Annotated in this window: 28 protein-coding genes; 4 read left to right on the top strand and 24 right to left on the bottom strand. The window is 65.8% G+C overall.

What is annotated here, in order from left to right; all coding sequences use genetic code 11:
- Positions 1 to 6 precede the first annotated feature (6 nt).
- From IDT60_RS21305 to IDT60_RS21240, 15 genes are all read right to left on the bottom strand, one after another.
- Positions 7 to 849, bottom strand: coding sequence for an oxygenase MpaB family protein (locus tag IDT60_RS21305; RefSeq protein WP_223884075.1), 843 nt, complete (start codon positions 847 to 849; stop codon positions 7 to 9).
- Positions 846 to 1,796, bottom strand: coding sequence for a hypothetical protein (locus tag IDT60_RS21300; RefSeq protein WP_191082508.1), 951 nt, complete (start codon positions 1,794 to 1,796; stop codon positions 846 to 848). Before IDT60_RS21300 ends, IDT60_RS21305 begins: the two co-directional genes overlap by 4 nt.
- Positions 1,793 to 2,278, bottom strand: coding sequence for a hypothetical protein (locus IDT60_RS21295; RefSeq protein WP_191082507.1), 486 nt, complete (start codon positions 2,276 to 2,278; stop codon positions 1,793 to 1,795). Before IDT60_RS21295 ends, IDT60_RS21300 begins: the two co-directional genes overlap by 4 nt.
- A gap of 81 nt (positions 2,279 to 2,359) precedes the next feature.
- The gene (locus IDT60_RS21290) at positions 2,360 to 2,863 is read right to left on the bottom strand and encodes a hypothetical protein (protein WP_223884074.1); all 504 of its coding nucleotides are present in this window, start codon (positions 2,861 to 2,863) and stop codon (positions 2,360 to 2,362) included.
- Between the two features lie 106 nt (positions 2,864 to 2,969).
- Positions 2,970 to 3,542 (bottom strand): hypothetical protein, encoded by a 573-nt coding sequence (locus IDT60_RS21285; RefSeq protein ID WP_191082506.1) that lies wholly within the window; start codon positions 3,540 to 3,542, stop codon positions 2,970 to 2,972.
- A 566-nt stretch (positions 3,543 to 4,108) separates the two neighbouring features.
- Positions 4,109 to 4,240 (bottom strand): hypothetical protein, encoded by a 132-nt coding sequence (locus tag IDT60_RS23455; RefSeq protein WP_255527113.1) that lies wholly within the window; start codon positions 4,238 to 4,240, stop codon positions 4,109 to 4,111.
- Between the two features lie 180 nt (positions 4,241 to 4,420).
- Positions 4,421 to 5,185, bottom strand: a complete 765-nt coding sequence (locus IDT60_RS21280) for a hypothetical protein (RefSeq protein WP_191082505.1) — start codon at positions 5,183 to 5,185, stop codon at positions 4,421 to 4,423.
- Positions 5,186 to 5,274: 89 nt separating this feature from the next.
- Positions 5,275 to 6,240, bottom strand: coding sequence for a hypothetical protein (locus IDT60_RS21275; RefSeq protein ID WP_191082504.1), 966 nt, complete (start codon positions 6,238 to 6,240; stop codon positions 5,275 to 5,277).
- A 117-nt stretch (positions 6,241 to 6,357) separates the two neighbouring features.
- Positions 6,358 to 6,819 (bottom strand): hypothetical protein, encoded by a 462-nt coding sequence (locus tag IDT60_RS21270; protein ID WP_191082503.1) that lies wholly within the window; start codon positions 6,817 to 6,819, stop codon positions 6,358 to 6,360.
- 51 nt (positions 6,820 to 6,870) lie between these two features.
- Positions 6,871 to 7,386 carry a hypothetical protein gene (locus IDT60_RS21265; RefSeq protein WP_191082502.1) on the bottom strand — a complete coding sequence of 172 codons (516 nt, stop codon included), beginning with the start codon at positions 7,384 to 7,386 and terminating at the stop codon, positions 6,871 to 6,873.
- A gap of 77 nt (positions 7,387 to 7,463) precedes the next feature.
- The gene (locus IDT60_RS21260) at positions 7,464 to 8,342 is read right to left on the bottom strand and encodes a hypothetical protein (protein WP_191082501.1); all 879 of its coding nucleotides are present in this window, start codon (positions 8,340 to 8,342) and stop codon (positions 7,464 to 7,466) included.
- A gap of 32 nt (positions 8,343 to 8,374) precedes the next feature.
- Positions 8,375 to 8,857: a hypothetical protein gene (locus IDT60_RS21255; RefSeq protein ID WP_191082500.1), complete on the bottom strand. Its 483-nt coding sequence runs from the start codon at positions 8,855 to 8,857 to the stop codon at positions 8,375 to 8,377.
- A 515-nt stretch (positions 8,858 to 9,372) separates the two neighbouring features.
- A complete protein-coding gene (locus tag IDT60_RS21250) occupies positions 9,373 to 10,254 on the bottom strand; it encodes a DUF6804 family protein (RefSeq protein ID WP_191082499.1) in 882 nt (293 codons plus the stop codon).
- A gap of 247 nt (positions 10,255 to 10,501) precedes the next feature.
- Positions 10,502 to 11,134 carry a hypothetical protein gene (locus IDT60_RS21245; protein WP_191082498.1) on the bottom strand — a complete coding sequence of 211 codons (633 nt, stop codon included), beginning with the start codon at positions 11,132 to 11,134 and terminating at the stop codon, positions 10,502 to 10,504.
- A 93-nt stretch (positions 11,135 to 11,227) separates the two neighbouring features.
- Entirely contained in the window at positions 11,228 to 11,821 is a 594-nt protein-coding gene (locus IDT60_RS21240) for a hypothetical protein (RefSeq protein WP_191082497.1), read from the bottom strand.
- A 168-nt stretch (positions 11,822 to 11,989) separates the two neighbouring features.
- Between IDT60_RS21240 and IDT60_RS21235 the strand changes: the two genes are divergently transcribed.
- The 4 genes from IDT60_RS21235 (at position 11,990) to IDT60_RS21220 (ending at position 15,737) form a co-directional block, all read left to right on the top strand.
- Positions 11,990 to 13,003 carry a hypothetical protein gene (locus IDT60_RS21235; protein ID WP_191082496.1) on the top strand — a complete coding sequence of 338 codons (1,014 nt, stop codon included), beginning with the start codon at positions 11,990 to 11,992 and terminating at the stop codon, positions 13,001 to 13,003.
- Positions 13,004 to 13,042: 39 nt separating this feature from the next.
- On the top strand, positions 13,043 to 13,768 hold the full coding sequence (locus IDT60_RS21230) for a helicase associated domain-containing protein (protein WP_191082495.1): 726 nt from the start codon (positions 13,043 to 13,045) through the stop codon (positions 13,766 to 13,768).
- A gap of 71 nt (positions 13,769 to 13,839) precedes the next feature.
- Positions 13,840 to 14,211: a hypothetical protein gene (locus IDT60_RS21225; protein WP_191082494.1), complete on the top strand. Its 372-nt coding sequence runs from the start codon at positions 13,840 to 13,842 to the stop codon at positions 14,209 to 14,211.
- A gap of 77 nt (positions 14,212 to 14,288) precedes the next feature.
- Entirely contained in the window at positions 14,289 to 15,737 is a 1,449-nt protein-coding gene (locus IDT60_RS21220; protein WP_191082493.1) for a hypothetical protein, read from the top strand.
- A gap of 22 nt (positions 15,738 to 15,759) precedes the next feature.
- Here IDT60_RS21220 and IDT60_RS21215 read toward each other — a convergent pair whose 3' ends face one another.
- From IDT60_RS21215 to IDT60_RS21175, 9 genes are all read right to left on the bottom strand, one after another.
- Entirely contained in the window at positions 15,760 to 16,617 is an 858-nt protein-coding gene (locus IDT60_RS21215) for a metal-dependent hydrolase (RefSeq protein WP_191082492.1), read from the bottom strand.
- Between the two features lie 90 nt (positions 16,618 to 16,707).
- Positions 16,708 to 17,265, bottom strand: coding sequence for a hypothetical protein (locus IDT60_RS21210; protein WP_191082491.1), 558 nt, complete (start codon positions 17,263 to 17,265; stop codon positions 16,708 to 16,710).
- 113 nt (positions 17,266 to 17,378) lie between these two features.
- The gene (locus IDT60_RS21205; RefSeq protein ID WP_223884073.1) at positions 17,379 to 18,212 is read right to left on the bottom strand and encodes a hypothetical protein; all 834 of its coding nucleotides are present in this window, start codon (positions 18,210 to 18,212) and stop codon (positions 17,379 to 17,381) included.
- Entirely contained in the window at positions 18,205 to 18,894 is a 690-nt protein-coding gene (locus IDT60_RS21200; protein ID WP_191082490.1) for a helix-turn-helix domain-containing protein, read from the bottom strand. Before IDT60_RS21200 ends, IDT60_RS21205 begins: the two co-directional genes overlap by 8 nt.
- Before the next feature lie 90 nt (positions 18,895 to 18,984).
- Positions 18,985 to 19,650: a hypothetical protein gene (locus IDT60_RS21195; protein WP_191082489.1), complete on the bottom strand. Its 666-nt coding sequence runs from the start codon at positions 19,648 to 19,650 to the stop codon at positions 18,985 to 18,987.
- A gap of 78 nt (positions 19,651 to 19,728) precedes the next feature.
- Positions 19,729 to 24,018 carry an FtsK/SpoIIIE domain-containing protein gene (locus tag IDT60_RS21190; RefSeq protein WP_191082488.1) on the bottom strand — a complete coding sequence of 1,430 codons (4,290 nt, stop codon included), beginning with the start codon at positions 24,016 to 24,018 and terminating at the stop codon, positions 19,729 to 19,731.
- Between the two features lie 68 nt (positions 24,019 to 24,086).
- The gene (locus tag IDT60_RS21185; RefSeq protein WP_191082487.1) at positions 24,087 to 24,311 is read right to left on the bottom strand and encodes a hypothetical protein; all 225 of its coding nucleotides are present in this window, start codon (positions 24,309 to 24,311) and stop codon (positions 24,087 to 24,089) included.
- A 12-nt stretch (positions 24,312 to 24,323) separates the two neighbouring features.
- Positions 24,324 to 25,001, bottom strand: a complete 678-nt coding sequence (locus IDT60_RS21180) for a nuclease-related domain-containing protein (RefSeq protein WP_191082486.1) — start codon at positions 24,999 to 25,001, stop codon at positions 24,324 to 24,326.
- Positions 25,002 to 25,003: 2 nt separating this feature from the next.
- On the bottom strand, positions 25,004 to 25,147 hold the full coding sequence (locus IDT60_RS21175; protein ID WP_191082485.1) for a hypothetical protein: 144 nt from the start codon (positions 25,145 to 25,147) through the stop codon (positions 25,004 to 25,006).
- Positions 25,148 to 25,194: the final 47 nt, after the last annotated feature.

The raw sequence follows: 25,194 nt of genomic DNA, 5'->3' as shown, positions 1-25,194 counted from the left end.
AGAGGACTAGGAGTGGGGCCCGATCATGTCGAGGGTGTAGCCGTCCGGGTAGTGGGACACCGGGCCGCCGGAGACGAAGGAGGGGCTGGCCGGCAGCGGCTGCATCCGCGTACGGAGGGCACGGACCCGCAGGATGGTATCGAACGGTATCCGCAGCCAAGCCGGGGAAGGCTTCAGTCCCAGTGCCAGGGCCACCTCCGGCTTGTCCATCATGAGGGCCAGGACGGTGCCGGTGAACCGGTGCAGGGGCCGCGGGAGCCGGTTCTTCAGGGCCGCTACGGTGGCTTCGAGCAGCTGCGCGCCTTCCGGGCTGGGACCCATGTGCCGCGCCTCGTAGTCGTCCAGGAACTTCTCCGCGTCAGCGAAAGTGGCCGGTGCCGGCGCCAGTCCCATGCGGGCACCCAGCTCGGCATAGAAGGCCACGGCAGCTTGCTCCTCCCGGGGCGTCAGCTTTCGCCAGCCGTGACGGTCCACCCAGCGCAACGGCAGGACCAGCAGGGTCATGAGCACGTACAGGAAGTCCTCGGACGTGCCCGGCACACCCCGGTGTACGCGGCGCAGGAGCTCGACCATCTGCTGACCGCGGTCACTGTCGAAGCCATTGGCGATGATCTCGTGGATCACAATCCCGGTGTCGTAGGACCGCTTCATGGGCCGTGCCTGCATCTCACCGCGGCCGACCAGGGTCCTCGCGATGGAGGGGATGGCGAAGTTCCGGTAGTACGAGAGGAAGAAGCCGGCGCGGATTTCCTGGTGGAAGTCGAACAGGACGATCCGCCGGTAGAGGTCGAACAGGTCCCCGTCCTCGTGCTGCACCATCCGGGTGGGGTGGGTGCCGGTGAATCTCAAAGGACCCTGCCCAGCTCCGACTCAACCAGGAGCATGTAGTCGCGGTCTTCGGTGCTCAGCCGTGATCCGTTCCGTCCGGCTGCGAGTTCGGCGTCCCAGATCTCGACGATCATCCGGTGTAGGTTTTCGTGCGGGTTGTCGTGGTCAGTGGACAGCAGGCTGCGGTTGCCGCCTTCGACCTGCAAGGTCTTGTCACGGATGGCGGCCACCCTGATGAGGGCTTCTTCCAGGCGCCGTGAGGTGCGCCGGGTGCTGATCCGGCCGGCGACCGGTGGAATGGTCAGGCCGACGCCGACCAGGACAATCGCGATCATTTCCAGCAGATGGGTTGGCAGTCCGAGAGCGCTCGGCGCCGACGGGAAGGCCTGGTGGATCTCACCCAGGATCATTTCCGCCATGATCGGAAGGGTCAGCGCACACCCCAGGCCGACCATGGAGAACCCGACGCGGAACGACTGGCGCATCCGGGGAACGTAGCGGAGGCACACCCAGGCGATCTTGCCGCAGGCCCAGGCGATGAAGATGAGCGTCAGCATCGAGAACAGCGCCGAGGCGATGCGGTTGGGGTGCGTTCCGGTCCAGACAGGGTTCGTCGGCGTCAGCCCGGCCAGGACGAAGAAGACGGGCTGCAGAGCCAGGTTCAGCCACAGCGGCATGGTCCGAAGCCAGGCCGGCCGGGTGTCGGCGGGGGACATGGCACTGAGTGCGGCACAGTGCAGGTACCAGAGGCCGACCACCATAAGGGAGTTGATGAGCAGTTTGGTGACGTTCACTCCGCCCAGGACCTGGTCCACGACAAAGTAGACCCGTGTGTCCACCAGCAGAGTCGAGACGCCGGCGAACATGGCTGCGGCGAACACGTCGTCCCTGCCGTTGGCGCGGAGAGGCTTTACCCTTGCCGCGGCCAGGCCGAACAAGGCAAGGGTCATGACCAGGAAAAGGCTCATCCGAAGATGGCTCCGAAGTTCCTCGGCTGCGCGTTCCGGCGGTTGGCTGCCAGCCGGATCCGGGCTGCAAGCCGGTCAGCGAGAAGTTCAGCGGTGACTTCGAATTCGTCCAGGAAGTCGGAGCGCTTCAGGGCGGTGACGACCCGGTCCGGGGCGAGGTCGGGAAAGAAGACCTTGGTCAGTTCGGGGGAGACGACTTCCTGCCGGTGGCGCAGGATCATGTGGGCGAACTCGTGCAGGATGATCTGCTGCCGATGGACGACCGTCACAGCCGGAGCGTGGAGGATCAGGTCCATGTCGTCGAGGCCGAACCACAGGCCGCAGACCTTGTCGGTCGGTGCGCTCTTCATCGGCTGGATGGTGATTTTGCGCCCGCGGAGCTTTTCAAGGTGCTCCTGGATGGACCCCAGGGTGACGGGGTCTGGGAGATTCAAAGCTTCTTCAGCTTCGCGCGCCTTGGCGCGTGCCGCTTCGTTGATCATGGGTTTAGAGCAGTTCTCGTGAGTGTGCAGGACGCGGAGCCCCCAAGCTCCGCGTGAAGCCTAGCAGGGTATCAGCGCAGGTCAGGCGCGATTAAGTGATGATTCGGAACCGTTGGCGAGATGCTCGTCGATGATGTCCCGGATCTGCAGCAGCGTTTCGGGCGTGAGGCCGTCCAGCTGGCGGGCGGCGAAGTTGCGCACCTTGTTGGCCTTCATGGTCGCCAGAAGCTCCATCTGGGCCTCGACCCGTGCGGGCAGCTCTTCGCTCTCTTCGAGCAGGTAGTCCTCGTTGACACCGAAGAACCGGGCGAGGTTGCGCAGCAGCTCAGGCTTCTTGACTTCCGGCCCGGTGCCGTTGCGCATGTAGTGCCAGCGGCCGCGGGAGAGAGGCGTGCCTGCTTCCTTCATCGCGTCACGGATGTCGTTATACGCGACGCGGCGGCCTTCGGCCTCTGCTGCGTCCAGCAGCAGGTTCAGTCGCCTGGCCAGTGACGCGCCAGGGGCTTCAGGGGCTTCGGAGTCCAGCGGCGCGCCCAGCTCGCCGGGGGCACCCGTATGCGGATCCCCGTAGGAATAGTTGGACATGTGCAAATCGTCGCAGGTTATTTCGCCAGACGGAAATTGGACATTTTGTGAAGCCTGGTGTCTCTGAGGTCCGGAAACGGGAGGAGGGCCCCGAAGGACCCTCCTGTTAGTGCTCCTGGCGCCGCCGGCCGTCCAGATAGATGATGTGCTCCTCGGTGGATAGGTCGTAATCGCAGCGGGGGTCTGTGTCCCAAATCTCACTGTTCGCGGTGATCCCGGCCAGGGCGTCGGTCAGTGATCCGGGGTCAGCACCCTCGACCGTGCGGCGGGCCCAATCCGCGTTCGGGCCTTTGTAGTAGTTCGCCCCGATGAAGTCGTCATCCGCTGTCCGCACGAAGGTAGGCACCATCTGCTGGTCACCGATGCGGGTGGCGCGCAGCCGGACCTCCCTGGCACCGGGGACTGCCTCCCGGACATGGGCCGCGGCGGCCGTGAGCATCACCGTGTCGTGGGCCTTGATGGCTTCGGCCATGTGCCGGCGGCTGTGGTGGGCCATCCGCGTGACCTCGGACAGGACGGGGCTGGAGGGTGCAGCCTGACCGGTGATGACGAGCTCCTCGCGGGTCAGGGCACGGGACCCGGCGGTCAGGGACGGCACCTCGTCCGAGTGGGTGGTGGCGGTGAAGGTTCCGTCGGTGGACCGGGGATGGAGGGCGGAGTTGAATGCGTGGCTGCTCATGCCTGTCCTGTGTGCGGCCCGGGCCCTGAATGCGCACCGAGGGCCCGAAAACCCTATGGCCATCGTGACCGACCAGTGACCGACCCAATGACCACCCCTGCTTCCCAGTGCTGGCGCGGTTTTTGGGCGATGGGCGACCAGACCGACCAGGGGGAGGTATGCCTATAGGAGAGAAAGGATGTAACGGGGAAGAACGAGGGTCCCTATATGTAGTAGTAGTTAACTGATCGGTTTGATCGGTCATATATATATAAGGGCCCTGCTTCCCAGTGCTGGCGCGGATTTTTATGGGCGACCAGGTGGTCGCCATCTGGTCGCCATGGTCGGTCAGAATCGGCAAAAACCAGCGAAAAGCCCTCAAACGGCGTTTTGGGCGTCGATCGCCGTCTTCCCCTGGACCGGTGTTTCGTCGGGCAACCGACGAAAAAGCCGGAATTCGTCCTAGCCGCGGGTCAGCGCGAGGACCACAATGACTGCCGTCATGGATGCCAGAACAGCCAAAATCACGTATCCGACCCACTTCGGGCGGCCGCGGTGAGGGTTGATGTCGATGTAGGGCACGCTCGCTACTCCTCCGATTCCGGTCCTGCATTGCTCTTGCGCCGGGTGGACGAGAGCGCGAAAAGGGATACGAGAGTCATCGCCAGGAGGGAGATGGCCATGACCAGGAGGCCGATGGCATAGCGGGTGGGATCCATGTCAGGGGGTGCTTTCGGTAGGAGAACCTGCCGATCCTAGGTCAAAATCCTCCTGCCAAAAACCTCTGCGAATGATGTTCCCGCAGACCGCGATGGATGGTCCTGGATACGAAGGTGGCCCCTGTCGAATTCAACAGGGGCCACGTGTTTGAACCGGCCGATACCGGGGTAGGAGTGTTTTTACTGGTCGATCGGTGAGACGGTCGTCCGGCGGGTCCGGCTCGTGTACGTGTTTGCGGCCTTCTGCGCCAGGTCCGGCCGGCTCGCCCAGGAGATGACGCCGTAGCGGCCCAGGTCGTAAGTGCCGTCGTTCACCTTCCCGATGTCCTCCTTGCAGTCCTTGATGGTCTCCTTGAGGCGCTCGATCTTCTTCTTCGTCTGCAGCTTCAGCTCGGGGACAGCCCGGCCGACCTTCTTGACGTCGTACTCCAGGGTCTCCGGGTCGTAGCAGCCCTGGGTGTCGCCCTTAGAGTTGCCCCGCGTCTCCTCCAGCTTGTTCCCGTCGGCGTCGACGAGGAAGTATTCGAAGCCGTGGTAGGCGGGCCGGCCCTGGTAGTCGACGTCGGGATCCCGGCGGTCTGAGGGGAACCGCTGGCGCTTCTTGAACTTCGGGTCTTTCAGTGCTTCTTCGCGGGCCGCGATGTCGGCCTCCGCCTTGCGGATCTGCGCCTCCCGGTCGGCGATCACCAGCTCAGGGATCTCCGGGCTCTGCAGGACCGCGTGACTGTATTCCTTGGTCTTGGAGGACCGTGTGGCGACGCTGCCGTCCGGCAGGGTCACGCAGGTGGTGCGGCCCTTCGAACTGGTCTTCGGCGCCGTGGCGGACGGAGCTGCCGGGGCCTGCGGGGTGAGGGACGGGACGTTGTCGGAGTGGCCGACGGCTGTGAATTCGCCGCCGCTGGGGACGCCCTTGAGGACGCGTGCTGGTTTGTGTGATGTGCTCATGCCCTTCTGTGTGCGGCATGCCGAAGGGGCCGCCCGCTGGATGCAGACGACCCCTTTCCAGGGTCCGGAGAACGGCGCTCAGGCGCCGGTCAGACCAGGGATGAGCTCTTGGGCAGCGTGAGCTTCTCCAGGCCCGCAGGCGGCCATTCTTCCTGCCTCACCAGGACGGTGCGGTTGTTGCCGGCCGGCTCGTTGTCGTTGATTCGCCCGTCGGCAGGGATGTCGGCCAGGGTAATGGCGATCATGCCGGGGTGGCCCTCGGGGTCCCGGACGACTGCGGTGACCTTGTCGTGGGTCGCGGCGCGGGCGGAGTGGAACTCGCGGTCCCTGATGACCATCGACTCGGCAGCGGTGATGGGTTCGAACGCGGTGAGCCCGTACCTGGCCGGGTCCTTGCCCACAATTTCCGTATATTCGTCGGGGTAGTAGCGCCGGGCGATGGTGTGGGCGTTCTTCACGTCCACCGGGTTCAGGTCCTGGTGGTGGGTGATGGTCGCCTTGGCCCAGGCGCAATCACGTTCGTACATCCCGGCAGGCTCACGCCACGCGGGGTCGACCTCTGCATCCCGTTCCGGGGAGAGCTTGATGCCGCCGTGCCCGGCCGTCCAGACGGCGTCAATGCCGGCCGCCATCGGGGAGGTGCCCTGCGCCTTGCCCCAGGGGGTGCGGGAGCCTTCAGAGAGGTGGTTAACGCCGTAGTTGTGTGCCCGGGTGCGGGCTGCCTTGGCGTGCTCTTTGGCCTCGTCCAGGGAGGCGAAATGCTGCTGCTGGCTGATCGTCAGCGGCCGGTTGCCGCGGTAGTCGATGACCTCGGCACGGGCGCCTTCTTCGCGGATGTCGGTGGTGACCCGGGCTTCGATGCCGCCGACGCTGCTCAGGAAGGTGTCCTGGTATTCGTCTCCGCCGGATTCCCACCTGGTGCCGTCGGCGTCGCGGTACGGGTTCAAGAGGTTGGGTGGAGCCTGGAGCGCGGGAACGGCGTCGGAGTGGGCGGGTGCGGTGAACTGGCCGCCGTCAGGGGTGCCGGCGGGCTTGTGGGCTGGTGTGAACGTCATGCCCTCCTGTGTGCGGCCGGTCCGGGAAGCTGCGCATGCAAAGCGGGGTGCGGAACCGGCGAGAACCCTCTCCCGTACCAAGGGAATTGATACGGGAGAGGATTCGAGTGAAGCGGCTCAGCTCAGGGACGGGAGGCTTACGATCTTGATGTTGCCTTTGACGAGTTCCTGGGCGTCGACCGTGACGGTCTTCTGGTTGCCGAGGATGTGGCCCGCCGGGATGCCGTTGCCGCCCGGGCTGTAGCCGTTGATCTCGATGTTAAGCGAGCTGACAAGGCTGCCATGCTCATCATCAATGCTGTTCCCCTTGGAGTCATCGACCCCATCGACACGGACGCTTCCCCGGTGGCTCACGGAGAGGCTGATGGTCCTGGCCGTCGACAGGCGATCAGCATGGACCTTCGCTGCCCTGGTGACCACGGCCTGGTTTGCTTTGCGCTGCTCTTCATCGCTAGCGGGGAGGTTGTGCGACAGAGTGACGTCGGACTCAGAGTGGGCGTTCGGTGCGAACTCACCGCCCGCGGGGATGCCCTGCGGCTGGCGGTTGACGGGCGGCAATGGCCTCTTAGGTAGTGTCATGCCTTTATCGTGTACGGCTGGATCGAAAAACGCGCGGCCACCACGCCGGGGTCAGTCGTCCTCATCCAGTTCCCAGCGGGTACCTGATGCGCTCTCGACAGCGGCCATCCAGTCCTTGACGCCGGCGACGAACGGGAAGGGCAGGTCTGGGCTGAACTGCCGGGCGGTGTAGTCGACCACGTAGGTCCCGTCCCGGTCCCCGACCAGGAGGGCGACGTGGTGCCCGCCGAGCCGGCGCCGTTTCAGGGTGATCTCATCAACCCATTCAGCCTCGAACGCTGACGCCCCGGCCTCTTCGATGAGTTCGTTGGTGGCGGCCCAGCAGTTGCCGAGAGCCAGCCCAGGGTCGCCCATCTCTGCCAGCCGGACGGTCTCGCGGCGGGCGCGGGAGTGGTCGAGGATTTCCAGGTCGGCGTAGTCGCCCAGCACCCGTTCAGCAGCGGCTGTCCGGCGGGCAGAGTGCCGGCTGCCCGTGGCGTTCAAGGCCAGCCCCGGTTCGGCGTGGGTGACCTCGGTGAAGCGGCCGGACGCGGCACGCGGATGCTGGTGGGCGAGGAAGGTGCTCATACCTGGTTGTGTGCGGCGCCGTGCCATCCCAGGCAGCACAAAGGGCCCCGCATCTGCGGGGCCCTTTGCCGGTGGTGCTAGTTGTTGTCGCCGCCGTTGCGGATCCAGCTGCGCATCATGTCCAGGGCGATCGAGGTCGTAGAGGACTTGGGGCGGCTCGTGCTGTTCTGGAGCCAGGCCAGGTGCAGCTCGGTGGTCAGCTCATCCCGGTCTGCGTAGCCGCGGACGGCGAACCGGGACAGCGCCGGACGGGACGGATCCTTGAGCCGGCCCGCGATCGCCAGGGCTCCGGCGTCGGAGAGTTCGCGCTTCAGGTGGCGGTCCCTGACGTGGGCTTCGATGTCCTGCGGGAGCATCCGCATCGCTTCGGCCCGGGCCGAGAGCCGGTTCTGCACCGACGCGGACCCGGCGATCTGCTCGCGCAGCAACCGGCCCAGGAACTCGGACCCGCAAGTGCCGGGATCGCTCTCGTTGTGTAGGGCGGTGACCTTGGTTCCGACCCAGGCGGCATCGACGACAGCGCCCTCGGTCAGCGGGACGTCGGGAAGCGAGGTGCTGCACTCGACCCGGACCTCATCCCAGTCCTGGTTGTCCAGGTCGGCGTCGTACCGGGTGCGCAGGTAGTCCTCGATCTGGGCGCCGTGACGCTCCAGGTACGCATCTACTCCGCCTTCGGCAGCCAGGTCCTGGCCATCGAACAGACCGCGGATGTTCAGTGTCTTGCCGGCGGTCACCGTGTAGCCGGAGCCGTCATCGACATGGGAGCGGTGGACGTCGATGGTTTCAATGATGTCACCGTCGGCGAGTTCGTTGAAGTTCTCGTCCTCGCCGGGCGCCAGGATGACCGGGCGGGCTGCAGGGTCGGCGAGGGTGACGCCGGTGGGCTCGGGGAAGGTGTGGGCGGCGAATTCCCCGCCGGAGGGGACACCGGGGCGGACGCGGTTCTGGTTGCTCATGCCCTTCTGTGTGCGGCGGTCCTGCTCCGGCGTCATCGGGCTGCCTTCCCTGCGGTCGCGGGGCTGTCCTCCGGGACGTGGCGCAGGCCGGAGACGATCATCTCCAGCATGATCTTTTCGTCCTCGGTCAGCGGCCGCACCGCCCGCTCGAAGAGGGTGATCCCGGCGGCCCAGTCCTCCCAGGTCCCATCGGTGCCGAAGCGCTGTCCGTTGCGGACGGCGGCGGAGATGTAGATGGCGGTCACGACAGTGTCATAGGGACGGCGGCCGGTCTTGCAGAACCCGTCCAGGCCAGAACCGTCCACACCATCAGTGCCGGGCAGGTGGAAGGTTTCGTAATCCTCGTCCAGGGCCTCGGAGCCGTTCAGCCAGATGCCGTCCTCAAGGTCGAGCTTGGGAGCGCCCGTGCCGAGCGGGCCGCAGATGGCGATGCCGGAGGTCTCGATGATCGAGCAAGTGTCGGCGATAACGGCGGGGGTGGCGGTGGCGTCTGCGGAATAGTGACTGTAGCCCATGAGGTCCTCCTGGTCGGCGGTGTCCGGGGTGCTCCCCGTACCCCTCATGTGTGCGGAGCCACCCGCCGGACTCCCCGAAAACAGCGGGCAAGACAAGGGGCGGGCTGGATAAACCAGACCGCCCCTCGGAGCGCGCGCAGGAAACACCATGGCAGGAGGAAGAAAAGGTAATCCCCCCGGCGCAACCTTCGCTTCGCCGCCGGCTCCTCTATCCAATGACCGGGTGCGATGACGTTGACGCCTGCTCTTACAGCTCATGTGTGCGGCGGAATCAGGAATGCTCTTCGGAGCCACATGGAGAAGACAGAGCGGAGAAGACAGAGAGCGGACCGGATGACCGGCCCGCTCTCCGGAGCATGGGACGCAGGAAGCACCATGGCAGGAAGGTGAAAGGGTAATCCCTCCCGGCGTAACCTTCGTTTCGGATACCGGCCGCTATGGAATAAACCGGTGCGATGACGTTGACGCCTGCTCTTGCATTGCATGTGTGCGGCGCGCCGAGCGTCCCTCACCGGTCAGCCCGTAATGCGCTGTGGTCCGTCTTTCGCTGTAGCCGGGCGGGATGCCTGAAGCTTTACCCCGGCGCTGATGAACAGCACCATGGCTGCGGCGTCCAGGGGCAGCCAGGTCTCCCTGGTCAGGTACACAGGTATGAGCGGGTTGAACAGGACAGCCGTTGCGCTGAAGGCCACCGCCCATGCGGTCCGCTTCTGCCCGCCGGCCACAATCGCGGACCAGATGGCCATGGCGGTGACTCCCCACCGCACCACTTCATAGAAGGAGTACGGTGCGCCCAGGATCGCCACCAGCAGCAGGAAGCCGGCGACGACAGCAGGGACGGTTGCCGGATGGACAGTGACCAGCGGGACGCCGTTGAGGTCGGATTCGGTGAACCCTGACGCCGGCGGGTGGCGTTCGGTGGTGTGGAACTGGGAGTTGAACTCCACGGCGGCCGGCGCGGGCTGGCTTGGGGCGCTCACAAGAGCCGCCGGTGCCGTGGCGGCAGGACGAGGAGTGGGGGCTGGGGCCGTCTGGTTTTCAATGCATCCGACGAACTCCCCTACCGTGTCGATGCTCGGGAACTGCACCGCCCCGTTCAGCGGACCGACCCGCGCATACCAGTCGCCAATCAGGTCACCGAGCATGGTGAAGCCAGACTGCACGCGTCCGGCTGCCAGGCGATCGGTTTCCGCAGCGCCGGAGATCAGGCTCCCGTAGCGCCAGACTGCCTTGTCGCCGTGGACCCTGATCCAGCCGACAAACTGGTTGACGGACAGGATGAGGACATCCCAGGACTTCCCGTGAATGCTGATTCTGACCCGGTGGACCTGGACAGGTCCGGTGATGTTGCGAAGAGCAGCTTCCCTCGCCGCATCCATGACCTCTTCTGTTTCCATTCGTCCCCCGTACAGGCATCGGGCTTCGCGATCCGGTGCCCGTCAGTGGCCCAATGCTAACCGAGGGGCTTGGCCATCAGGGGAAGTTACGGACATGCAAAAGCCGGGACCGGATGATCCGGCCCCGGCTCGACCGGCGCAGGTGGCCCCTTCAGGCCACTTGGGGGTAGGCCCTGGGGCGCCCTTCGTTCCGCTGGGTCAAATGGTCACCGCGGCGGTGGCGTTGACGCCGGCTGCCTGGACGATCCTAACTGAAGGCGGCCTTCCGGATGTCGAAGCCCATTTCCTCCAGCAGTGGGTACACGACATCGCGCCAGTTCCGCCAGTCGGTGACCCTCGGGATGTCCAGGGCGCCGGTGCCGGGGGCGTTGTACGGCTGGGCGTAGTAGACGTGCTTCCACGCCGGCACCGCTGCACCGGTCACGGTCGGTTTGTCGTCGAACAGAATGTGCCCGAAGACCAGGGTCTTGTCGTGGGTGAGGATCGTCTTCTGCGCCATTTCGGACCCGAAGTGTTCCGCGACGGAGGCGAGTTTCTCCGACGCACAGGTCTGGTGCGTTGCATACGGCTTGGAGCAGAACCAGGTGTCCAGTCCCTCGTCCTGCATTTCCTTCATCGCCTCGACCGCGTAGGGCGTCGGCTTCAGGTTGCGGTACAGGCCCTCGGCGTTCATGGCCGCGTCCAGGATCTCCCTGTTGTGCGGGTTGTCGAACATGTAGTCGTAGTGGGTGCGCTTGTCCTCGGGGACGAGCTGGTAGCCCGGGTCGAGCGTGAGGAGTATTTCGTCGAGGGAGGCGCTCCAGTCGAAGGCGTTGCCGTCCAGGTCCCACAGGACGATCGGGGCGTCCGTGTGCGGGCGCGGCAGTGTCAGGTTTCTCATGGAGCTGATGTGTGCGGAGGCACCGGTTCTCGTCTTCATGACCGGACATTAACTCCGGGCTATGACAGTCGAAGGACCGGTGCCGTCCCGTGCCTAGGCGGGCACCCGCTCCCCGGTGGAGGCGACGTTGTCGGCCGTGATCGCGTGGAACGCTGCGGTGTCGGCCAGATGAGCCCATGCCTGGCGGTTCTCGTCGTTGCCTACCTCGAGCAGTTCGTCCTCGTCCGCGTAGTTGTCGGTGGTGATGAGGACTTCGTAGGGGTGGTCGGGGTTCAGGATGTGGCTGGGGTCCTGGTAGCCCTTCATTTCGTTGTGGACGGCAAACCGGATGAGGTCCACGTACCGGAACCGCTCCGCCGGATCCAGGTGCGGGAAGGCGCGGTGGAGGCTGTCCAGGGCGTCCCTCCGGTTCTGCGGTGCCTCGCCGTCGGCCCAGTATTCGGGGTAGGAGTCACGGAGCAGGTCAGAGGTGCGGGACGCGGTGATGGCGTCTCGGATCTGGATCTTCGGAAGAGCCTGCAGCACCGCGGTCATCTCCCTGCCATGGGCGGCCTCGAAGTCGGCGTCGAACTCCGGCGCCGGGGTGACGGGCAGGACAACATCAGCTGGGGCGTGGGCGGTGGCGGCGAACTGGCCTCCGGCAGGCTGGCCGGACTGGATACGGGCGGGAAGTGCGGGTGCGCTCATGGTGGTGCTCCTTTCGATACTTCCCATGTGTGCGGCGATCCCGCTGCGCGGCGACAAAAGAAAACAGCCAATGTGGCACTAGTGGTACAGACAAACCGACAGCTATGCGATAGCGGTTGAAGGACACCTACCCTTGGCCTCAAGATCCGGCCGCCGAAAAGGAACCCCATGGCCCCGACAGCACTGCCCCCTGAGAACCCGGTTTACGCGAAGGTCGCGGAGATGTGCCGTCCGCTGTACTTCGACTACGTCTCGTTTCAGGACCTGACAGACGCCAGTGGGGCGGAGGTCCTCAGCGTGACCGGACTCCTCCCCATATCCGACGGCGGGGAATACATGACCATCTTCAGGGGTGCCGGAGACTTAGCCACCGAGGAGCCGGCACTATGGGTACTCATCAGCAAGGACAATCCGCCCAGGGACGCCTCGGGGCTCCACGGGCTGGACAAGGCCGACAGGCACTTGGGTCTGGGCTCCTACGGTACGAAGCATGCCGGAGCCGCAGGCAACCTCCTGCGGCTCTTCGAATTAGCCGAACCCGGACATCAGAATTTGGCCGGTGAGCAGCGGGAGGAAAGCTTCATCCTGCTCAACGCGGCCTGCATGGACGTCTACCAGTCAGCTGAACCGGAGGCGCTGCGTCCCCGCGAGTATGAACACGACAGGGACAAGCCCTGGTTCGCCGACGTGGACAGATTCATCGACCTGTGCCGCAGCGGTCCCCTCAAGGAAGTGCGGCTCAAGGCGAGCCCGCACGGCGGCGTCGACATCACCGCCCACATCTGGCCGCCGTTGATGGATGAGAGAGTCACGGTCCATGTCTTCCACCACCAGGGACCAGGGGAGGACCTGCCAGGGCACTGGTACGGCGTCGGCGATCAGATCACTTCTGCACATGCCGCGTACGTGGACTACGCGAGTCTCTGTTCGGCCTACCCGGACTCCAGCCACGCCTTCATTGAGCACGCGCTTGAAGGCCATCTGCACGGTATGTGTCACGAGGTCTCCGACGTCATGACGGCAAGACTCCAGGAGAAGGAAGACTTCCTCCGATCCCTGATTCCGGACCCTGACCAGAGGGCCGCGCGTGCCGTCGAACTGGCCCACCCTGTCTGGCAGGACAGCCTCGCTGGCTTCCAGGGCATCGCGATGATGTTTACCGGGTTCGCCGACGACGAGTGACCGGGTAGCGGACCTGGCGCTTCCGCACACATAGGGAGGATGAACAGCAGCACCGCACCCCTGCCCACCGTCGAAGACCTTTCAGCTGCCGGCATCCCGGCAGCCAGGGCCAAGGCGTGGCTGAACCGCCTTGAGGAGCTGGAAGGATTCATGGCCGCTCGCGGCGGCCGGTACCCTCGCGCGCTGACTGGAGGCAGGCACGAGTCCAACCTCTATTACTGGCTTGCTTACCAGCGCACGACGCAGGCCGCCCAGCCGCTCCTCCGCATCCTCCACGAGAGGATCCCCGGGTGGGACATGCCGCGGCGCAGGAATGGTCTTCCCTTCGCGGAAGGGGTCAAAGCAGTGAAGGAGTACAGGGCAGCCCATGGATCCTGGCCATCCTGCCGCAGCCGAAATGAGGACGTCTTCCTTCTGGCGACGTGGTTGAAGGGCCAGAGAATCGCCTTCCGCGCAGGCAGCATGGAGCCGTCGAGGAAAGAGCTTTTTGACCGGGAGGTCCCGGGCTGGAACGAAACCGTTCAGGAAACCTGGGAGCGGACCGTCCAGGAAATAGCCACTTTTCGCGCCCGAAACGGCCGGTTGCCGGCCTACTCCAGCAAAGAGCGTTCCGAGCGAAGGCTTTCGCGCTGGCTCGGGGACTACCGGAGGGGCAGGAACCTGACACCGGAACGGAGGGCGTTCCTTGACGAACACCTTCCCGGGTGGGCGATCGACGGCAGGTTTCGGAGCGGCAGGACAGCACACCGGCAGGCAGCGGCCTAGCCAGGCGGGGCACTCTACGGCGATAAAGTGAGGGGTGCCCACCGGCACCCCTTCCCGAAAGAGAGCCTTCCGTGACCGATGTCAGGCCGAACCTGGCCCAGCTGATCCTCGACCGGAAGATGGGCCGCACTTTTGAACGGCTCGCCGCGGACTGCGGCGGAATGCCGGCCGCGCGACGGCTGCAGCAGATGGCCAACGGCAACCGGCCGATGAAGAACTTCCCCGACCCGGACACGATCAGGGCGATGGCCAAGGGCCTGGCCGTCACCGAGTCGGAGATCATCCTGGCCAGCGCCAGGTCCCTGGGGTTCGCGGTGGACAGTGCCGGGTCCGATGAGCTGAACATCGCCGGAGCAGGTGCCCTGCCCGATGACGCCCAGAAGGCCATCCTGGATGTGGCGCGGGCGCTCATGAACGCCCACGGCACCAAAGCTCGGTCCTAGCGGCAAATCAGGGGTGCGGAGGCGGAGATCAGTACTAGCCTTGAGGGCACCAGTACAGCGGCCATGAGGAGGCTCGCATGCGGGACGACACGCAGGAGCAGCAGGCATTCACGGTGATCCGGGAAGCAGCAATGCATTCAGACCTGACCATGTGGTTTACCAGGGTCGCATTTGCCCCGCTATTCGGACGCCACCGTGGTGTCGTCTCCGTTACGGCCATGCCTTTCAGTCATCGGGATCATGAGCCGGTGTGGCTGACGCTTTGGAAGGGGTATCGCGACGGTGTGGGCGAAGACGGCAGCGAACCGGGTTTCTGGCTGCGCATTGAGCAGGGGTTGAAGTTCAAGACCATCGGGGAGGACGGAGTTGCCCCCTACCGGGACGAACTGATCCTGCCGGTCACTCCTGGAGAGCGGGACCTTGGCCTGAACCTGCCGGCGCTGGGGTACAGCAAGGACCTTCTACTGCGCGGTGTCAAACAGTTGCTCACGATGTTGACCGCCGCCATACCCGTCCATCGCGACAGGGCAAACCGGGAAGCTGCCTTCGCGGCCCTGAATGGGGTTGTCACCGGCGATGGCGTCGAAACGACAATGGACCTGGTGGACGGCCTGGAGCAGATGTGTGCGGCCAGCGACCTCGAATCCGTGGAATTCGGCCCGTACGACGCCCCAGGCGAGGACCCGTTCGCCGTGCAGGCTTACCTCGAGACGGAGGACCAGCCGGAGGACCGTCCACTACGGATGACGATATGGGCTTCCGCCGGCAAAAGGTGGATCGACATGGCAGGGCAGGTCCAGGCACTCGACGGTGAACTGATGATCCCGGTTGAGGACCGCGAAGAGGCGGAGTTCATTGTCGACATGGCCGGGCAGCTTAGCGAGATCCACGACGTGGCAGAAGCCATCTACCGGAACCTCAGCCCCGGGAGGCCCGAGACAGCCTTCGACCTGCTGAATTCCATTGCCTTCCTGGCGATGAACGGACCCGAGTACGGCGGCAGTAGTAGCGACTTCCATGCAAGACCATGGCACGTGTTGGCGGACCAGTTTGGCGCCCACTGCAAATTGGGCTTCCTGGCCGGCGTGATGCTGGAGGAGAGCCCGTTCGGGAATCTGAATATCCGGGCAACAACCCCGCTCCCTGCCGATCAGACGATGATCGACCTGCAGGTGTACTGGCAGCAGGACAACGAGGAAGACGAAGCGGAGCATTGGCTGGCTGTAGGAACCTCCACGGGCCCAGCCCACGACGTTGACCCGCTGTATCCGGAGCTGCTGGCCGGGATTCCAACCGAGGCACACGAGAGAGTCCGCCACGCGATCGACCACCTTCACGAGATGGTGCACCTGGCAGGAAGCATGATTGAGGCCAGGACTGAGGAAGTGGCGGACTATGTAGACCCTCGTCAGGTTGGTCCCGTCCCGGAGAGTGTGCAGGACGAGATGGTTCGCAGCACGATTGACGAGACAATAGCCGGACTGAACGGCATCGCCCGGCTGTACACCGGGTCAGTGCCGTCCTGACAGGCCGAATATCGGACCCTGCTTAGCCTCCCGAGGCCATGGCGACCAGTTCCGTGAGCCCTGACTGGCCCATGGCGACCAGGGTCCCGCCGACGCCGAACATTGCGTACGCGCCGATGGGGACCAGCAGCAGCCACTCCCTAACGGACCCGGCGTGGCCGAGTACGGGGATGGTCATGTAGCCGTTGGAGTGCCAGCACTGCTTCAGGATCGGCAGGTTGCGGATTGCCTTGGGCGGCTTGATGGCGAACGGCCAGGCCAGGTTGCAGCCTTCGGTGGTCATCATGTCCCCGAGGATGTGGATGATCACGCCAACGCCCATGGCGATGGGGAACCAGTTCTGCTCCTGCGGTGCGAAGAAGGTGATGAAGACGCCCATGGCGAGGCCGACTGCCCACGGGGACTTCCGCATTGAGTCCGGGATGATCTTGAGGGCCTTCGCGGCGAAGGCGACCAGCAGGACGGACAGGATGCCGGCGCCCGGGTAGATGATGCCGAATCCTTCCAGGTTGTGGGTCCAGAGCCCGGCCAGCCAGGCGATGAACACAAACGCGACGATCCCAATGATGGAGTGGGTACCGTGCCGGTGGCCGCCGGCCAGCTTGCCGATGCCGGAGCACATTACGTTGGACAGCGGGGGCAGGGAGTGGGCGATGGTGGCGTTGTGGTGGTCAGCGTCAGGGAGCATCGCGGCGCCGGCGGTGACCAGGGCTCCGGTGACGACGCCGATGGGGCTGATGTCCCACAGGCCCATGCCGATGTCCAGGCTCTGCGGCAGGAACGGCGCCTTCTCGGCGAACATGGTCAGGTCAACGTGGACCTGTGAGGTCAGGGCAACCCAGGCGGCGGCGCCGCAGGCTGCGTGGTGGGCTCCCATCATGGTGGCGGGGCGTCCTTTCACATCGGAAGATCGGGTGTCTTCTTCTGATGTGTGCGGCCGGCCCCGGTCGGCTCACCGGAGGCCCCGGTTTTACCGGGCGGGCAGTCCGGGCAGCGGGATCAACTGCGGGTAGTCGGTTTCGTTCTCGACGCGGTCATGGAACCTGTCAGTGATCTTGGTGTCTTCCTTGCCGTCGTACATCAGCACCGGAACCACCCAGTCGTTCTCGCTAAAGAGCTGGAGGCTCGCTTCCTTTCCGCTCCCGGTGTCCACGGTGACCTTCCGGCCGGACGCGAGGTCGTTCAGGCCCTGCGGGGTGGCGAGGAAGGTGTTGTCGCCGGCGAGGATGTCATCGGCGGGGCTGCCCTTGACCGGTTCCAGTGCGTAATAGGAGTAGATCTGTGCGACCGCCGTAAGGCCTCGGTCCTCGAAAGCTTTGTTGTTGGCGCTGATATTGGTAATCAGGAAGCCCGCCAGCAAGGCCGAGAAGGCAGCCACCGAGACGACAGTGATGGACACCTTCACGGGAACGGCCCGCAGTTCCGCCTCGTCACCCCGCGCCTGCCGGATCATTAGCGACAGAAAGCCGAGCGTCAGGGCGGCTATGGCCAGGAACGTGAACAGCGTCATCATCATGGGGTTCGACAAAACGGAGTCTGCTTTCTCAAGGGTGAGTGGTTGCAGGCCATGTGTGCGGACTGCCCTGGTCCGCTCTTCGCTCGTCGTCGTGGTGATGACGGCGGTCGTCGTGTTGCTGGTTGTCAGCCCTTCTTGAGCCTGTTCACCGGCAGGAGCAGCTGCGGGTTGGTGGCCAGGATCCGGAGCGCATCCATCGCGGGTGTCCGATCCGCTGCCTCCAGCAGTTGCCAGGAGCGGTGGCCCGGGTCTTCCAGTTCTTTGCGCAGCGTGATGATGCGGGACCTGTCGCTGCCGCCCATGTCCTTCGCGGTGGTCAGCGGCTCCCTGATGGTGGCGCAGAGGACCACGGCGTCATCGAGGTGACGGCCCTTGTCCCTGGAGTCCTCCTTGTAGGCCGCGCCTTTCAGGACGAGGGCACCGAGGGCGTTGGGGATGCTGATGAGGACGGGCTCGCCGTCGCCGACGACCATCCGGCAGTTGACGGTCCGCTTGAGCGCCTGGGTGCCGCCGGCGACTTGGAAGGGCTTGCGGCCGCCGATGGTCGGGACCTTTGCTTCCGGCATGTGGTCGGCGATCATGACGTCGATCTGCTGCTTGCCGCGAACGAAACGGTGGGCCGGTGCGTCATGGTCGATGGACTTCTGCAGCGTGTAGCCAAGGCCGGTGAGGACAGCAGACACCGACGACGTCGTCGCCGCACCCGTCTCGATATGTAGCACGATGTCCACGTCGGCTGTTGGCCGGGAGACGGCCAGCCCGGCGGCCGCTGAGTGGAGCTGGACCATCAGCCCGCCCACGAGCGTCCACTGGGTGGAGGGCAGTGCCCTGGCCAGCTCGACGCACTGCGGCCAGGGCGTGCCCCATCCGCCGGGTGGTACGGGGACGTCCCAGGTTTCGCGGCCGTCGTCAGCGGCCACCTCGGAGGAATCAGCCTCAGTCGGTTCCGGCTCAGACATGCAGCAGCCCCTCGATCACGCGCTGGCCGGCGCTCCGCTCCCGGGTAGCCAGTGAACCCATCAGGTCCACGGCCACGGCGGCGACCGGTGCGCGTCCTTCGGCGAAGGGTTCTGCCAGTTCGACCTCGTGGATGATGGCGTTGCCCTCCGGGTCCTCGACCAGCCCGAACGCGTCGGCGAGGGCCTGGGCGTCCCCGGTCATGACGTAGCCTTCAGCGATTCCGCTGCCGCCGGTCATACCGAACGTCTCCGCGGTGGATTCGTCACGCATGGCGGTGGCGCCGCTGGCGATCAGGTGGGAATTCAGGAGAGCAAGTGCCTCCGTCGTCGCGCGGTAGCGGATGGTGTGGTCCTTGTGCCGGGCGAGGGAGCACACAGCCGTGGCATCCAGATGCCGCAGCCTGCTTCTGAGGCGCGACTTCTCCGACGGTGAGATCCAGGTGGGGTTCTGCCCGGAGAGCAGTGCCAATGCAGCCCAAGCCGTCCTGGCAGTCCATGCGCGTCCCCGCCGGGTGCCGGCGGCGGCCAGGCGTTCGACGGAGGCACGGTCAACCAGGATGGACCGGCCTACCCGTCCGGCGACGGAAAGCTGTCCGGAGTCGAGCAGCTGACGCACCGATACCTGGGTGATGCCAAGGCGCTTAGCCACCTCTGCTGTGGAGAGTCCGTCACTTCCATCCATGCTCTAATGCTTTCTCATCGAAGTATATGTGTCAATACGCTAATACTTCTTTGAAAAAGCAATAGTGCAAACACAGGGTTGTCGATCGGGTCAGTCGCGCTTACGCGGAACCTCGAAGTTGACCGTGACGGTGGGCTTGTCGAGCCAGATGTCGCCGCGGTCCTGGAAGTCGAAGCGATGCTCGTCCTTGCGGCCGGGCAGGGACAGGTAGGCCTGGGTGCCGTCGGAGCGGCCGGCGTCGGGGATGCCGGAGATCGTCCACACCTGCACGCCCTCCGGGTACGCGGGCGGCGGCGCCCAGCCGGCCGCGGTGAGAGCTTCGACGATGGTCCGGGCAGGCGACTCCGGAGGGTGGAGTTCCTGCGGGATCTTCACGTACTCCGAGTACGGGGTGTTGTTGAACTCCTTCAGCGTCTCCTGGTGGGCGGCGATGGCAGCGTCGACGACGGATTCGGCCTCTTCGGACTGGGACACCTTCTCTGGCTCGGGGGCGTCCTCGTCACGGATCGCTGCGGTGTCTACGGCGTGCGTGCCCTGTTCCCAGCCCCAGACCTCGGCCCAGTACTTGCCGCCGGCGAGCATGTAGTCCCCGACGTTGGCACGGAAGTCACCCTCAACGCGAAGGATCGTCATCTTCTTGCCGTCGTCGATCTCGTTGCCGTTGTCGTCGTGTTCGATGTAGCCGACGCGGGCCAGTGTGCCGACCGGCAGTGCATCCCACTGGGCCTCGGTCTCGATGTATCGCAATTCAGTCATGGACCACATGTGTGCGGAAACGACAGTCCCCCTGCCCGATGCCGGACAGGGGGACTGGGTGGAGTATGCGCAGGCTGCTCAGCCGAACGGGTCCTCATCCTCGGGGAGGGTGAACCTGCGCCGGCGGGGCTTGGGCGCCGGGGTGTCGAACGGGTCCGCCACGGCGGTGCCGACGGTGGCCGGGATGCGCACCGGTTCCGGCGCCTCTACGTCCCAGCCTGCTTCAACCGGTGCCGGTTCGGCTTGCACCGGAACTGCGGGGACGGCTGCCGCCACGGTGGACCAGTCATCGAAGTCCACCGCCGGTGCCTGCTCGGCCGGCAGGCTCCAGTCGCTCCAGTCATCCTCCGGCGCGGCTACCGGCTCAGAGGCCGGTTCGGCAACCAGTTCCGTGGCCGGTCCGGGAGCGGGGAGTCCTGCGGCGAGGAAGTCCTCGACAGCGTCGACGTCCGCTTCGGTGATGCCGGTGTCCGAGTCGGCCAGGACCAGGTGCGCCTCGATGCCGGCGGCCTCGAAGGCTTCCATGGCAATGTCCCGGTAGCTGATGCCCAGCAGCGGGTCGTCCTTCAGCAGTTCATCATCGAGCCAGACGATGCGCTTGATGTACGGCCGCTCGGCCAGCCAGGCCAGGGCCGCGTCGATCTTCCACAGCCCGGTCTCCTCGGTGTCGGAGGTGAGCACGTCGATGGCCCGCGGGAACAGGTCCCCGAGGTAGTCGGGTGCGTCCTCGAACCAGCTGGTCAGCCAGGCCTGGTCCAGCGGCAGGGCGGAGAGCCGCTCCACGAGGGCCTTGTTGTAGGCCTGGATGCCGTGGCCGGGGACGGTGATCTTGGTCAGGCCGTCGTGGTGCTGGAACGGGCAGAGGGTCCCGTCGACGTCGTAGAAGAGGGCGGTGTCCTGGATCTCCTCGGTGAACCGGGATGTCATCGCGTCGTCTTCCTCGTCCAGGACGAGCTCGAGGTCGTCCAGGTCCAGGGACAGTTCACCCAGGTCCACAACCTTCCCAGCGGCGGAGGCAGGGGCGGCCGCCGGCTCCTCGGCGCCCGGGCCCGTGGGGATCTTCGGCATGAACGGTGCCAGGTCCAGCATTTCGTCAGCCCGCAGCGGGATGATCTGCTCGGCCAGCTTCTCCCTCAGCACAGCCTGCTCGCGCGGGTCGTACCAGGCCTGGATGGCCATGGCGGCACCGGCGGTCGTTTCGAACAGGCCGCGGCCGGGCGGGATGGCGTCCCCAAGGTCCGGTGCGTCCTGCGGTGCGCGGAGGGCGGACTGCTTGTCACCGTAGGTGGCCTTACCCATCAGCAGGCGGGAGAGGTTGACCTTCAGGTCGCCGGCGCCGGGGATGGTGTCGAGCATCTTGGCCGACAGCTTCTGGGTGGCCAGGAACAGGGTGACACCGGCGGAGCGGGCCTCACGGGCGATCTTGCCGGTGAAGACACCCACGTCGGTCTTGGCCCGGTTGGTTGCGATGATCATGTCCCGCTCGATGTCCAGGTCAGGGTCGTCGCTGGCCGGCGGCACCGGATCCTGACCCATGAGCGAGGTGAACTCGTCCAGCAGGATGACGATGTGCTTGGGACGGATGTCTTCGGGCAGGTCCCGGTAGTTGCCGACGCCGTGTTCGGTGTTGAGGTTCTTGCGGCGCAGCACCTCGGCGTAGATGCCCCTCATCATCGCGGCGGCCTCGAACGGGGTCGCGGTGAAGGCCTTGGCGTACGGCTCGGCGAACTTGAAGTCCGCGCCGCCCTTGGTGGGGTCGGCGACGTAGAGTTCGTACCCGCGGATGAGGGCTCCGAAGGCCAGGGACTGCAGCAGCACCGACTTACCGCCACCGGAGGCGCCGGCGATCAGCAGGTGCGGGTCGACCTTGAAGTTGTAGGCTACGGGCTCTCCGTCTACACCGGTGGCGAACGGGATGAAGCTGGTTTCGAGGATGTAGTCCCAGTCGTAGCCGGCCCGCTCGGGCATCGGGTTCACTTCGCAGGCGAGCAGCTGGATCTTGTTGGAGACGTTCTTGATCCGGCGCGGTTCGACGAAGGAGTTGCCGGAGTTGGATTCGAGCTTGGTGCGGACGCCGGTGAAGGAGCTGAAGTCCAGGCCGCTGGGCAGGTCGAAGTCCAGGATGGAGACCTTGTCATTGCGGGGCATGTGGTCGACCTTGGTCAGGGCCGGCATGAGCCCGCCGATGCCGGACAGGCCGGAGTCCAGGAAGACCTGGTTCCAGTTCAGCGCCTCCAGGTAGCGCTCGTGCCGCGGCTCGGCGAGCTTCACCCGGGAGGGGCGGGCACCGACGACGATGGTGCAGCCGTCGGCGGCCTCGGCCACGCGCAGCCATTCCGAACCCCAGTGCTGGCGGATCCGGTTGGCGGCGGTGCGGACGTCGGCGAGGGTGACGCCACCGTACAGGCGCAGGTCGATCTTCCAGATGTGCTGGCGGGAGTCGGGCTTGGTCAGGCAGCTGACCGAGACGACCTCGGGACGGTCGGGCATCTTGCAGGCCAGGAACGCCTGGTTCACGAGCCCGGCCAGGACCCACTTGGGTGCCTCGGACGCGGAGTAGATTCCGGCGCGCCGGTCGGCGGGGACCGGTGCCAGAACGTCGGGCTTGGCCGGGACCGGGTCCTTGGACCAGTAGACGGTGAACGCCTGCGGGTGCCGGTCACCGGGGCGGCCGCCCTGGCCGGCGTACCCGGTCATGGCGACGAACGGTGCGGCGTTCAGGACGGTCGGCAGCTTGGGCTCGAACTTGAAGAAGTCGTGCGGGGTCATGCCCTGGCGGGTGACGAAGGACAGGGACTCGATCACGGCGCCGCCCTTGAGCCGGGCGGTGTTCGCGGTCGGGATTTGGGCAACCGGCGGGTTGGTGGAGTGTGCCGGGGCGGCCTCGGCCCAGCGGCCGTTCCAGGTGTCCTCGGTCATGAGCCGTTCCATCTCGGCGGTGTTCACTCCGGCCTGCGGGTCCCAGTTGGTGTCCGGGTTGGTCAGCGCACCGATGTAGGCGGCGCCGGCGTCGTTCATGGCGCGGTGGTCAACCAGGACATGGGAGTTGAATGCGGACGACAGAGCGTTGCGGCCGTCGTTGCGCAGGTAGGATGCGGGCGGGCCTTCGGGGGCGTGCCAGGTCATGGCCCAGACAGCTCCGCCGGCTGCAGCCGGGGCCGGTGCCTCTTCACCCTCGGCCGGTTCCGCGGCGGGCGCGGCCGGGACGGTCAGCAGGTGGACGTCGTCCAGGATGGGCCGGGCGCAGCCGGTGGACTCGGACATCCATGCCAGGGCGCAGCGGGCGAGCTGGAAGACGACCTCTTTGGGCGTTTCCGGGTCGGAGACGTCGGGCATCTGGTCTGAGGGCCAGCGGATGAAGTCGAACCGGAGCGGGTGCTTGGTGCCGGGGACCGGCTGGTTGTTGGAGTCCAGGTTCGGGGTGTCGAGCACGGCGAACTTCGCACCGGTGCCCAGGGTGGGTCCGATCTTCGGCCCCATCGACCAGTAGCCCATCGCACCCATGGAGCCGGGGGCGTCGAAGGTGTCGATGGTGGCGGGACCGACTTCCTGGCGGTCCACCAGGCGCGGGGCCGGGTCCTGCTTGAGCATCTCCCAGCGGCTGCGCCATTCCTCGCGGGCAGCGACGACGACGCGCCAGTGCTCCAGCGCCTCGGTGATCCACGGCTTGGCCAGAAGCAGCAGCGGTCCGCCGGTGAGCATGAGCGCCCAGATGGCCGGCTCCGGGATGGGCGGCAGGCCGGCGGCCGTGGTGGCGATAGGGAGCATGACGGTGACGACGGTGCCGACGACCGCGGCGACGGCGAACCCGCCGATGGTCAGGCCGATGACCTTGCCCAGGTTCTTCTTGGCGAGGTTGATCAGCGCATCGAAGGTCGCCCCGGGGTTCTCATCGTCGGCGACCTCGGTGCGGCGGCGGGACGCGGCGAACTGGGTGACACAGATGAACGCGGCGGTCGCGTCAATCCACTGGCCGTACCCTGCGGTGTACTCGATGTCGGTGACCGGGATCAGGTAGGCGGCGGCCCCGGCCCAGACGGCAGCGAACCAGGACAGCTGGGGCTTCAGGCCCGGGAGCCAATCCATGGAGGGGATGATGAGCTTGTACTTCAGGTCCGACCAGAACCGGAACTTGTTCATCGCGGTCTGCTCGCCCGGGTGCGCGGCGGTGGGGTAGCCGCGCGAGTCCTTCTTGCCGGTCATGACCGCCGGCGGGTACATCCAGGCGGAGACGACCAGGCCGGCCCAGATCGCGGCGATGCCGGGGAAGCCGTTGTAGATCGCGTAGCCGGCGGCCGCGACGGCGCCGAGCATGACCATGCCCGTCACCGGTTTGCCCGGTCCCTGGTTTCTGCGTGCTGGCGCCATGATGGCCTTTCACTGTTGAGATGCTGTCGTATCTTCTATGCGTCCAGGGACCGGACGGCGGGCCGCTTTTAGTCGGCTGCGGCTGCTGCTGCGGCGGCCTTAGCTTCGCGGCGGGCCAGCCGTCCCGGGACCGTCTTCCAGGTGGCGACCAGGATGACCGGGATGGAGGCGGTCAGGACGACGTATGCGCCGACCCGGACGCCGTGGTTCTCGGGTCCGGCAACGATGAATACAGCGGATGCTGCAACAAAGACGGCAAGGGAGATGAGGTAGTTGCGGAGGTGCTTGTCCATGGTTGGTGCCTTTCAGAAGGGGTTGGGTCCGCCGGCGGGGCGGGTGAAGCGAGGGGCGGGTGTGGCGAACGGGTCGGCGTCATCGGCCAGTTCGCGGGGACCGAAGGAGGCGGCCGCTGCGGGCTTGGACTTCTTCACGCACAGCTCCATGAGCTTGCGGGTGATGATCGGGTCCGCTGCCTGCTTGCCGATGAATCCTTTGACGAAACCGAGCAGGGCCTCGCCGCGCAGGAGCTTCGCGTTGGGGACGCGGAGCAGCCAGATCGACGGGTCGGAGGTTTTCCGGGAAGACCAGATCGCCAGGTGCGGAGTGCTGACGATGGCGCCGGTTCCGCGCAGGTGCGTGATGAGGGACTGCTGGATGTAGCCCAGGTCCTTCTCGGTGTGGGCGATGCGTTCGGTGCCGCGGCGGTTGGCGCCGAACAGGGACCAGTAGAAGCCGGGCTTCCAGACCTTGGTGTCGATGATCAGGACGCGTTTGCCGGAGACAACGACGTGGTCGATGTTGGCTTTGAACCCGGGGATGGGAACGCGCAGGTCGTGCAGGATCGCGGCCTTGAGGGAGAAGCCGTCCAGGATCGCGGCGGTCTTCACTTCGCCGTCCGCTCCGGCTTTGGCGGCGCCGGCGTTCGCGGCGAAGGAGGCGTCGTTTGTCAGGCCGGTGGCGGCCCGTCCGTAGCTGCCGTTCATGGTCAGTTCCAGAACAGGGAAACGACGAACCAGACGCCCAGGGCGATCAGGCACAGCGCCATGACCTTGCCGCCGTCACCGTTCAACCAGTCCTCAATGACGCGCTTGTTGTCGTTCTTGCCAGTGGACTTACTCTGTTCGCTCATGCCTCTGAACATGCGTAGACCCGGGCGGCACAGGGGCTGCCCGGGTC

Origin of the sequence: Pseudarthrobacter sp. BIM B-2242 (assembly GCF_014764445.1) — a bacterium.
Lineage (GTDB): Bacteria > Actinomycetota > Actinomycetes > Actinomycetales > Micrococcaceae > Arthrobacter > Arthrobacter luteus_A.
The sequence above is the reverse complement of the archived record's forward strand: the minus strand, read 5'-3'. Positions and strand labels throughout refer to the sequence as shown.

What these genes read in the sequence shown, in the direction of transcription:
- IDT60_RS21260 (WP_191082501.1), bottom strand. Translation starts at nt 8,342, where the DNA reads ATGAGCAACCAGAACCGCGTCCGCCCCGGTGTCCCCTCCGGCGGGGAA.
- IDT60_RS21290 (WP_223884074.1), bottom strand. Translation starts at nt 2,863, where the DNA reads ATGTCCAACTATTCCTACGGGGATCCGCATACGGGTGCCCCCGGCGAG.
- IDT60_RS21220 (WP_191082493.1), top strand. Translation starts at nt 14,289, where the DNA reads ATGCGGGACGACACGCAGGAGCAGCAGGCATTCACGGTGATCCGGGAA.
- IDT60_RS21190 (WP_191082488.1), bottom strand. Translation starts at nt 24,018, where the DNA reads ATGGCGCCAGCACGCAGAAACCAGGGACCGGGCAAACCGGTGACGGGC.
- IDT60_RS21205 (WP_223884073.1), bottom strand. Translation starts at nt 18,212, where the DNA reads ATGTCTGAGCCGGAACCGACTGAGGCTGATTCCTCCGAGGTGGCCGCT.
- IDT60_RS21255 (WP_191082500.1), bottom strand. Translation starts at nt 8,857, where the DNA reads ATGGGCTACAGTCACTATTCCGCAGACGCCACCGCCACCCCCGCCGTT.
- IDT60_RS21180 (WP_191082486.1), bottom strand. Translation starts at nt 25,001, where the DNA reads ATGAACGGCAGCTACGGACGGGCCGCCACCGGCCTGACAAACGACGCC.
- IDT60_RS21250 (WP_191082499.1), bottom strand. Translation starts at nt 10,254, where the DNA reads ATGGAAACAGAAGAGGTCATGGATGCGGCGAGGGAAGCTGCTCTTCGC.
- IDT60_RS21235 (WP_191082496.1), top strand. Translation starts at nt 11,990, where the DNA reads ATGGCCCCGACAGCACTGCCCCCTGAGAACCCGGTTTACGCGAAGGTC.
- IDT60_RS21195 (WP_191082489.1), bottom strand. Translation starts at nt 19,650, where the DNA reads ATGACTGAATTGCGATACATCGAGACCGAGGCCCAGTGGGATGCACTG.
- IDT60_RS21280 (WP_191082505.1), bottom strand. Translation starts at nt 5,185, where the DNA reads ATGAGCACATCACACAAACCAGCACGCGTCCTCAAGGGCGTCCCCAGC.
- IDT60_RS21275 (WP_191082504.1), bottom strand. Translation starts at nt 6,240, where the DNA reads ATGACGTTCACACCAGCCCACAAGCCCGCCGGCACCCCTGACGGCGGC.
- IDT60_RS21245 (WP_191082498.1), bottom strand. Translation starts at nt 11,134, where the DNA reads ATGAGAAACCTGACACTGCCGCGCCCGCACACGGACGCCCCGATCGTC.
- IDT60_RS21175 (WP_191082485.1), bottom strand. Translation starts at nt 25,147, where the DNA reads ATGAGCGAACAGAGTAAGTCCACTGGCAAGAACGACAACAAGCGCGTC.
- IDT60_RS21300 (WP_191082508.1), bottom strand. Translation starts at nt 1,796, where the DNA reads ATGAGCCTTTTCCTGGTCATGACCCTTGCCTTGTTCGGCCTGGCCGCG.
- IDT60_RS21270 (WP_191082503.1), bottom strand. Translation starts at nt 6,819, where the DNA reads ATGACACTACCTAAGAGGCCATTGCCGCCCGTCAACCGCCAGCCGCAG.
- IDT60_RS21285 (WP_191082506.1), bottom strand. Translation starts at nt 3,542, where the DNA reads ATGAGCAGCCACGCATTCAACTCCGCCCTCCATCCCCGGTCCACCGAC.
- IDT60_RS21185 (WP_191082487.1), bottom strand. Translation starts at nt 24,311, where the DNA reads ATGGACAAGCACCTCCGCAACTACCTCATCTCCCTTGCCGTCTTTGTT.
- IDT60_RS21215 (WP_191082492.1), bottom strand. Translation starts at nt 16,617, where the DNA reads ATGATGGGAGCCCACCACGCAGCCTGCGGCGCCGCCGCCTGGGTTGCC.
- IDT60_RS21295 (WP_191082507.1), bottom strand. Translation starts at nt 2,278, where the DNA reads ATGATCAACGAAGCGGCACGCGCCAAGGCGCGCGAAGCTGAAGAAGCT.
- IDT60_RS21200 (WP_191082490.1), bottom strand. Translation starts at nt 18,894, where the DNA reads ATGGATGGAAGTGACGGACTCTCCACAGCAGAGGTGGCTAAGCGCCTT.
- IDT60_RS21240 (WP_191082497.1), bottom strand. Translation starts at nt 11,821, where the DNA reads ATGAGCGCACCCGCACTTCCCGCCCGTATCCAGTCCGGCCAGCCTGCC.
- IDT60_RS21230 (WP_191082495.1), top strand. Translation starts at nt 13,043, where the DNA reads ATGAACAGCAGCACCGCACCCCTGCCCACCGTCGAAGACCTTTCAGCT.
- IDT60_RS23455 (WP_255527113.1), bottom strand. Translation starts at nt 4,240, where the DNA reads ATGGATCCCACCCGCTATGCCATCGGCCTCCTGGTCATGGCCATCTCC.
- IDT60_RS21265 (WP_191082502.1), bottom strand. Translation starts at nt 7,386, where the DNA reads ATGAGCACCTTCCTCGCCCACCAGCATCCGCGTGCCGCGTCCGGCCGC.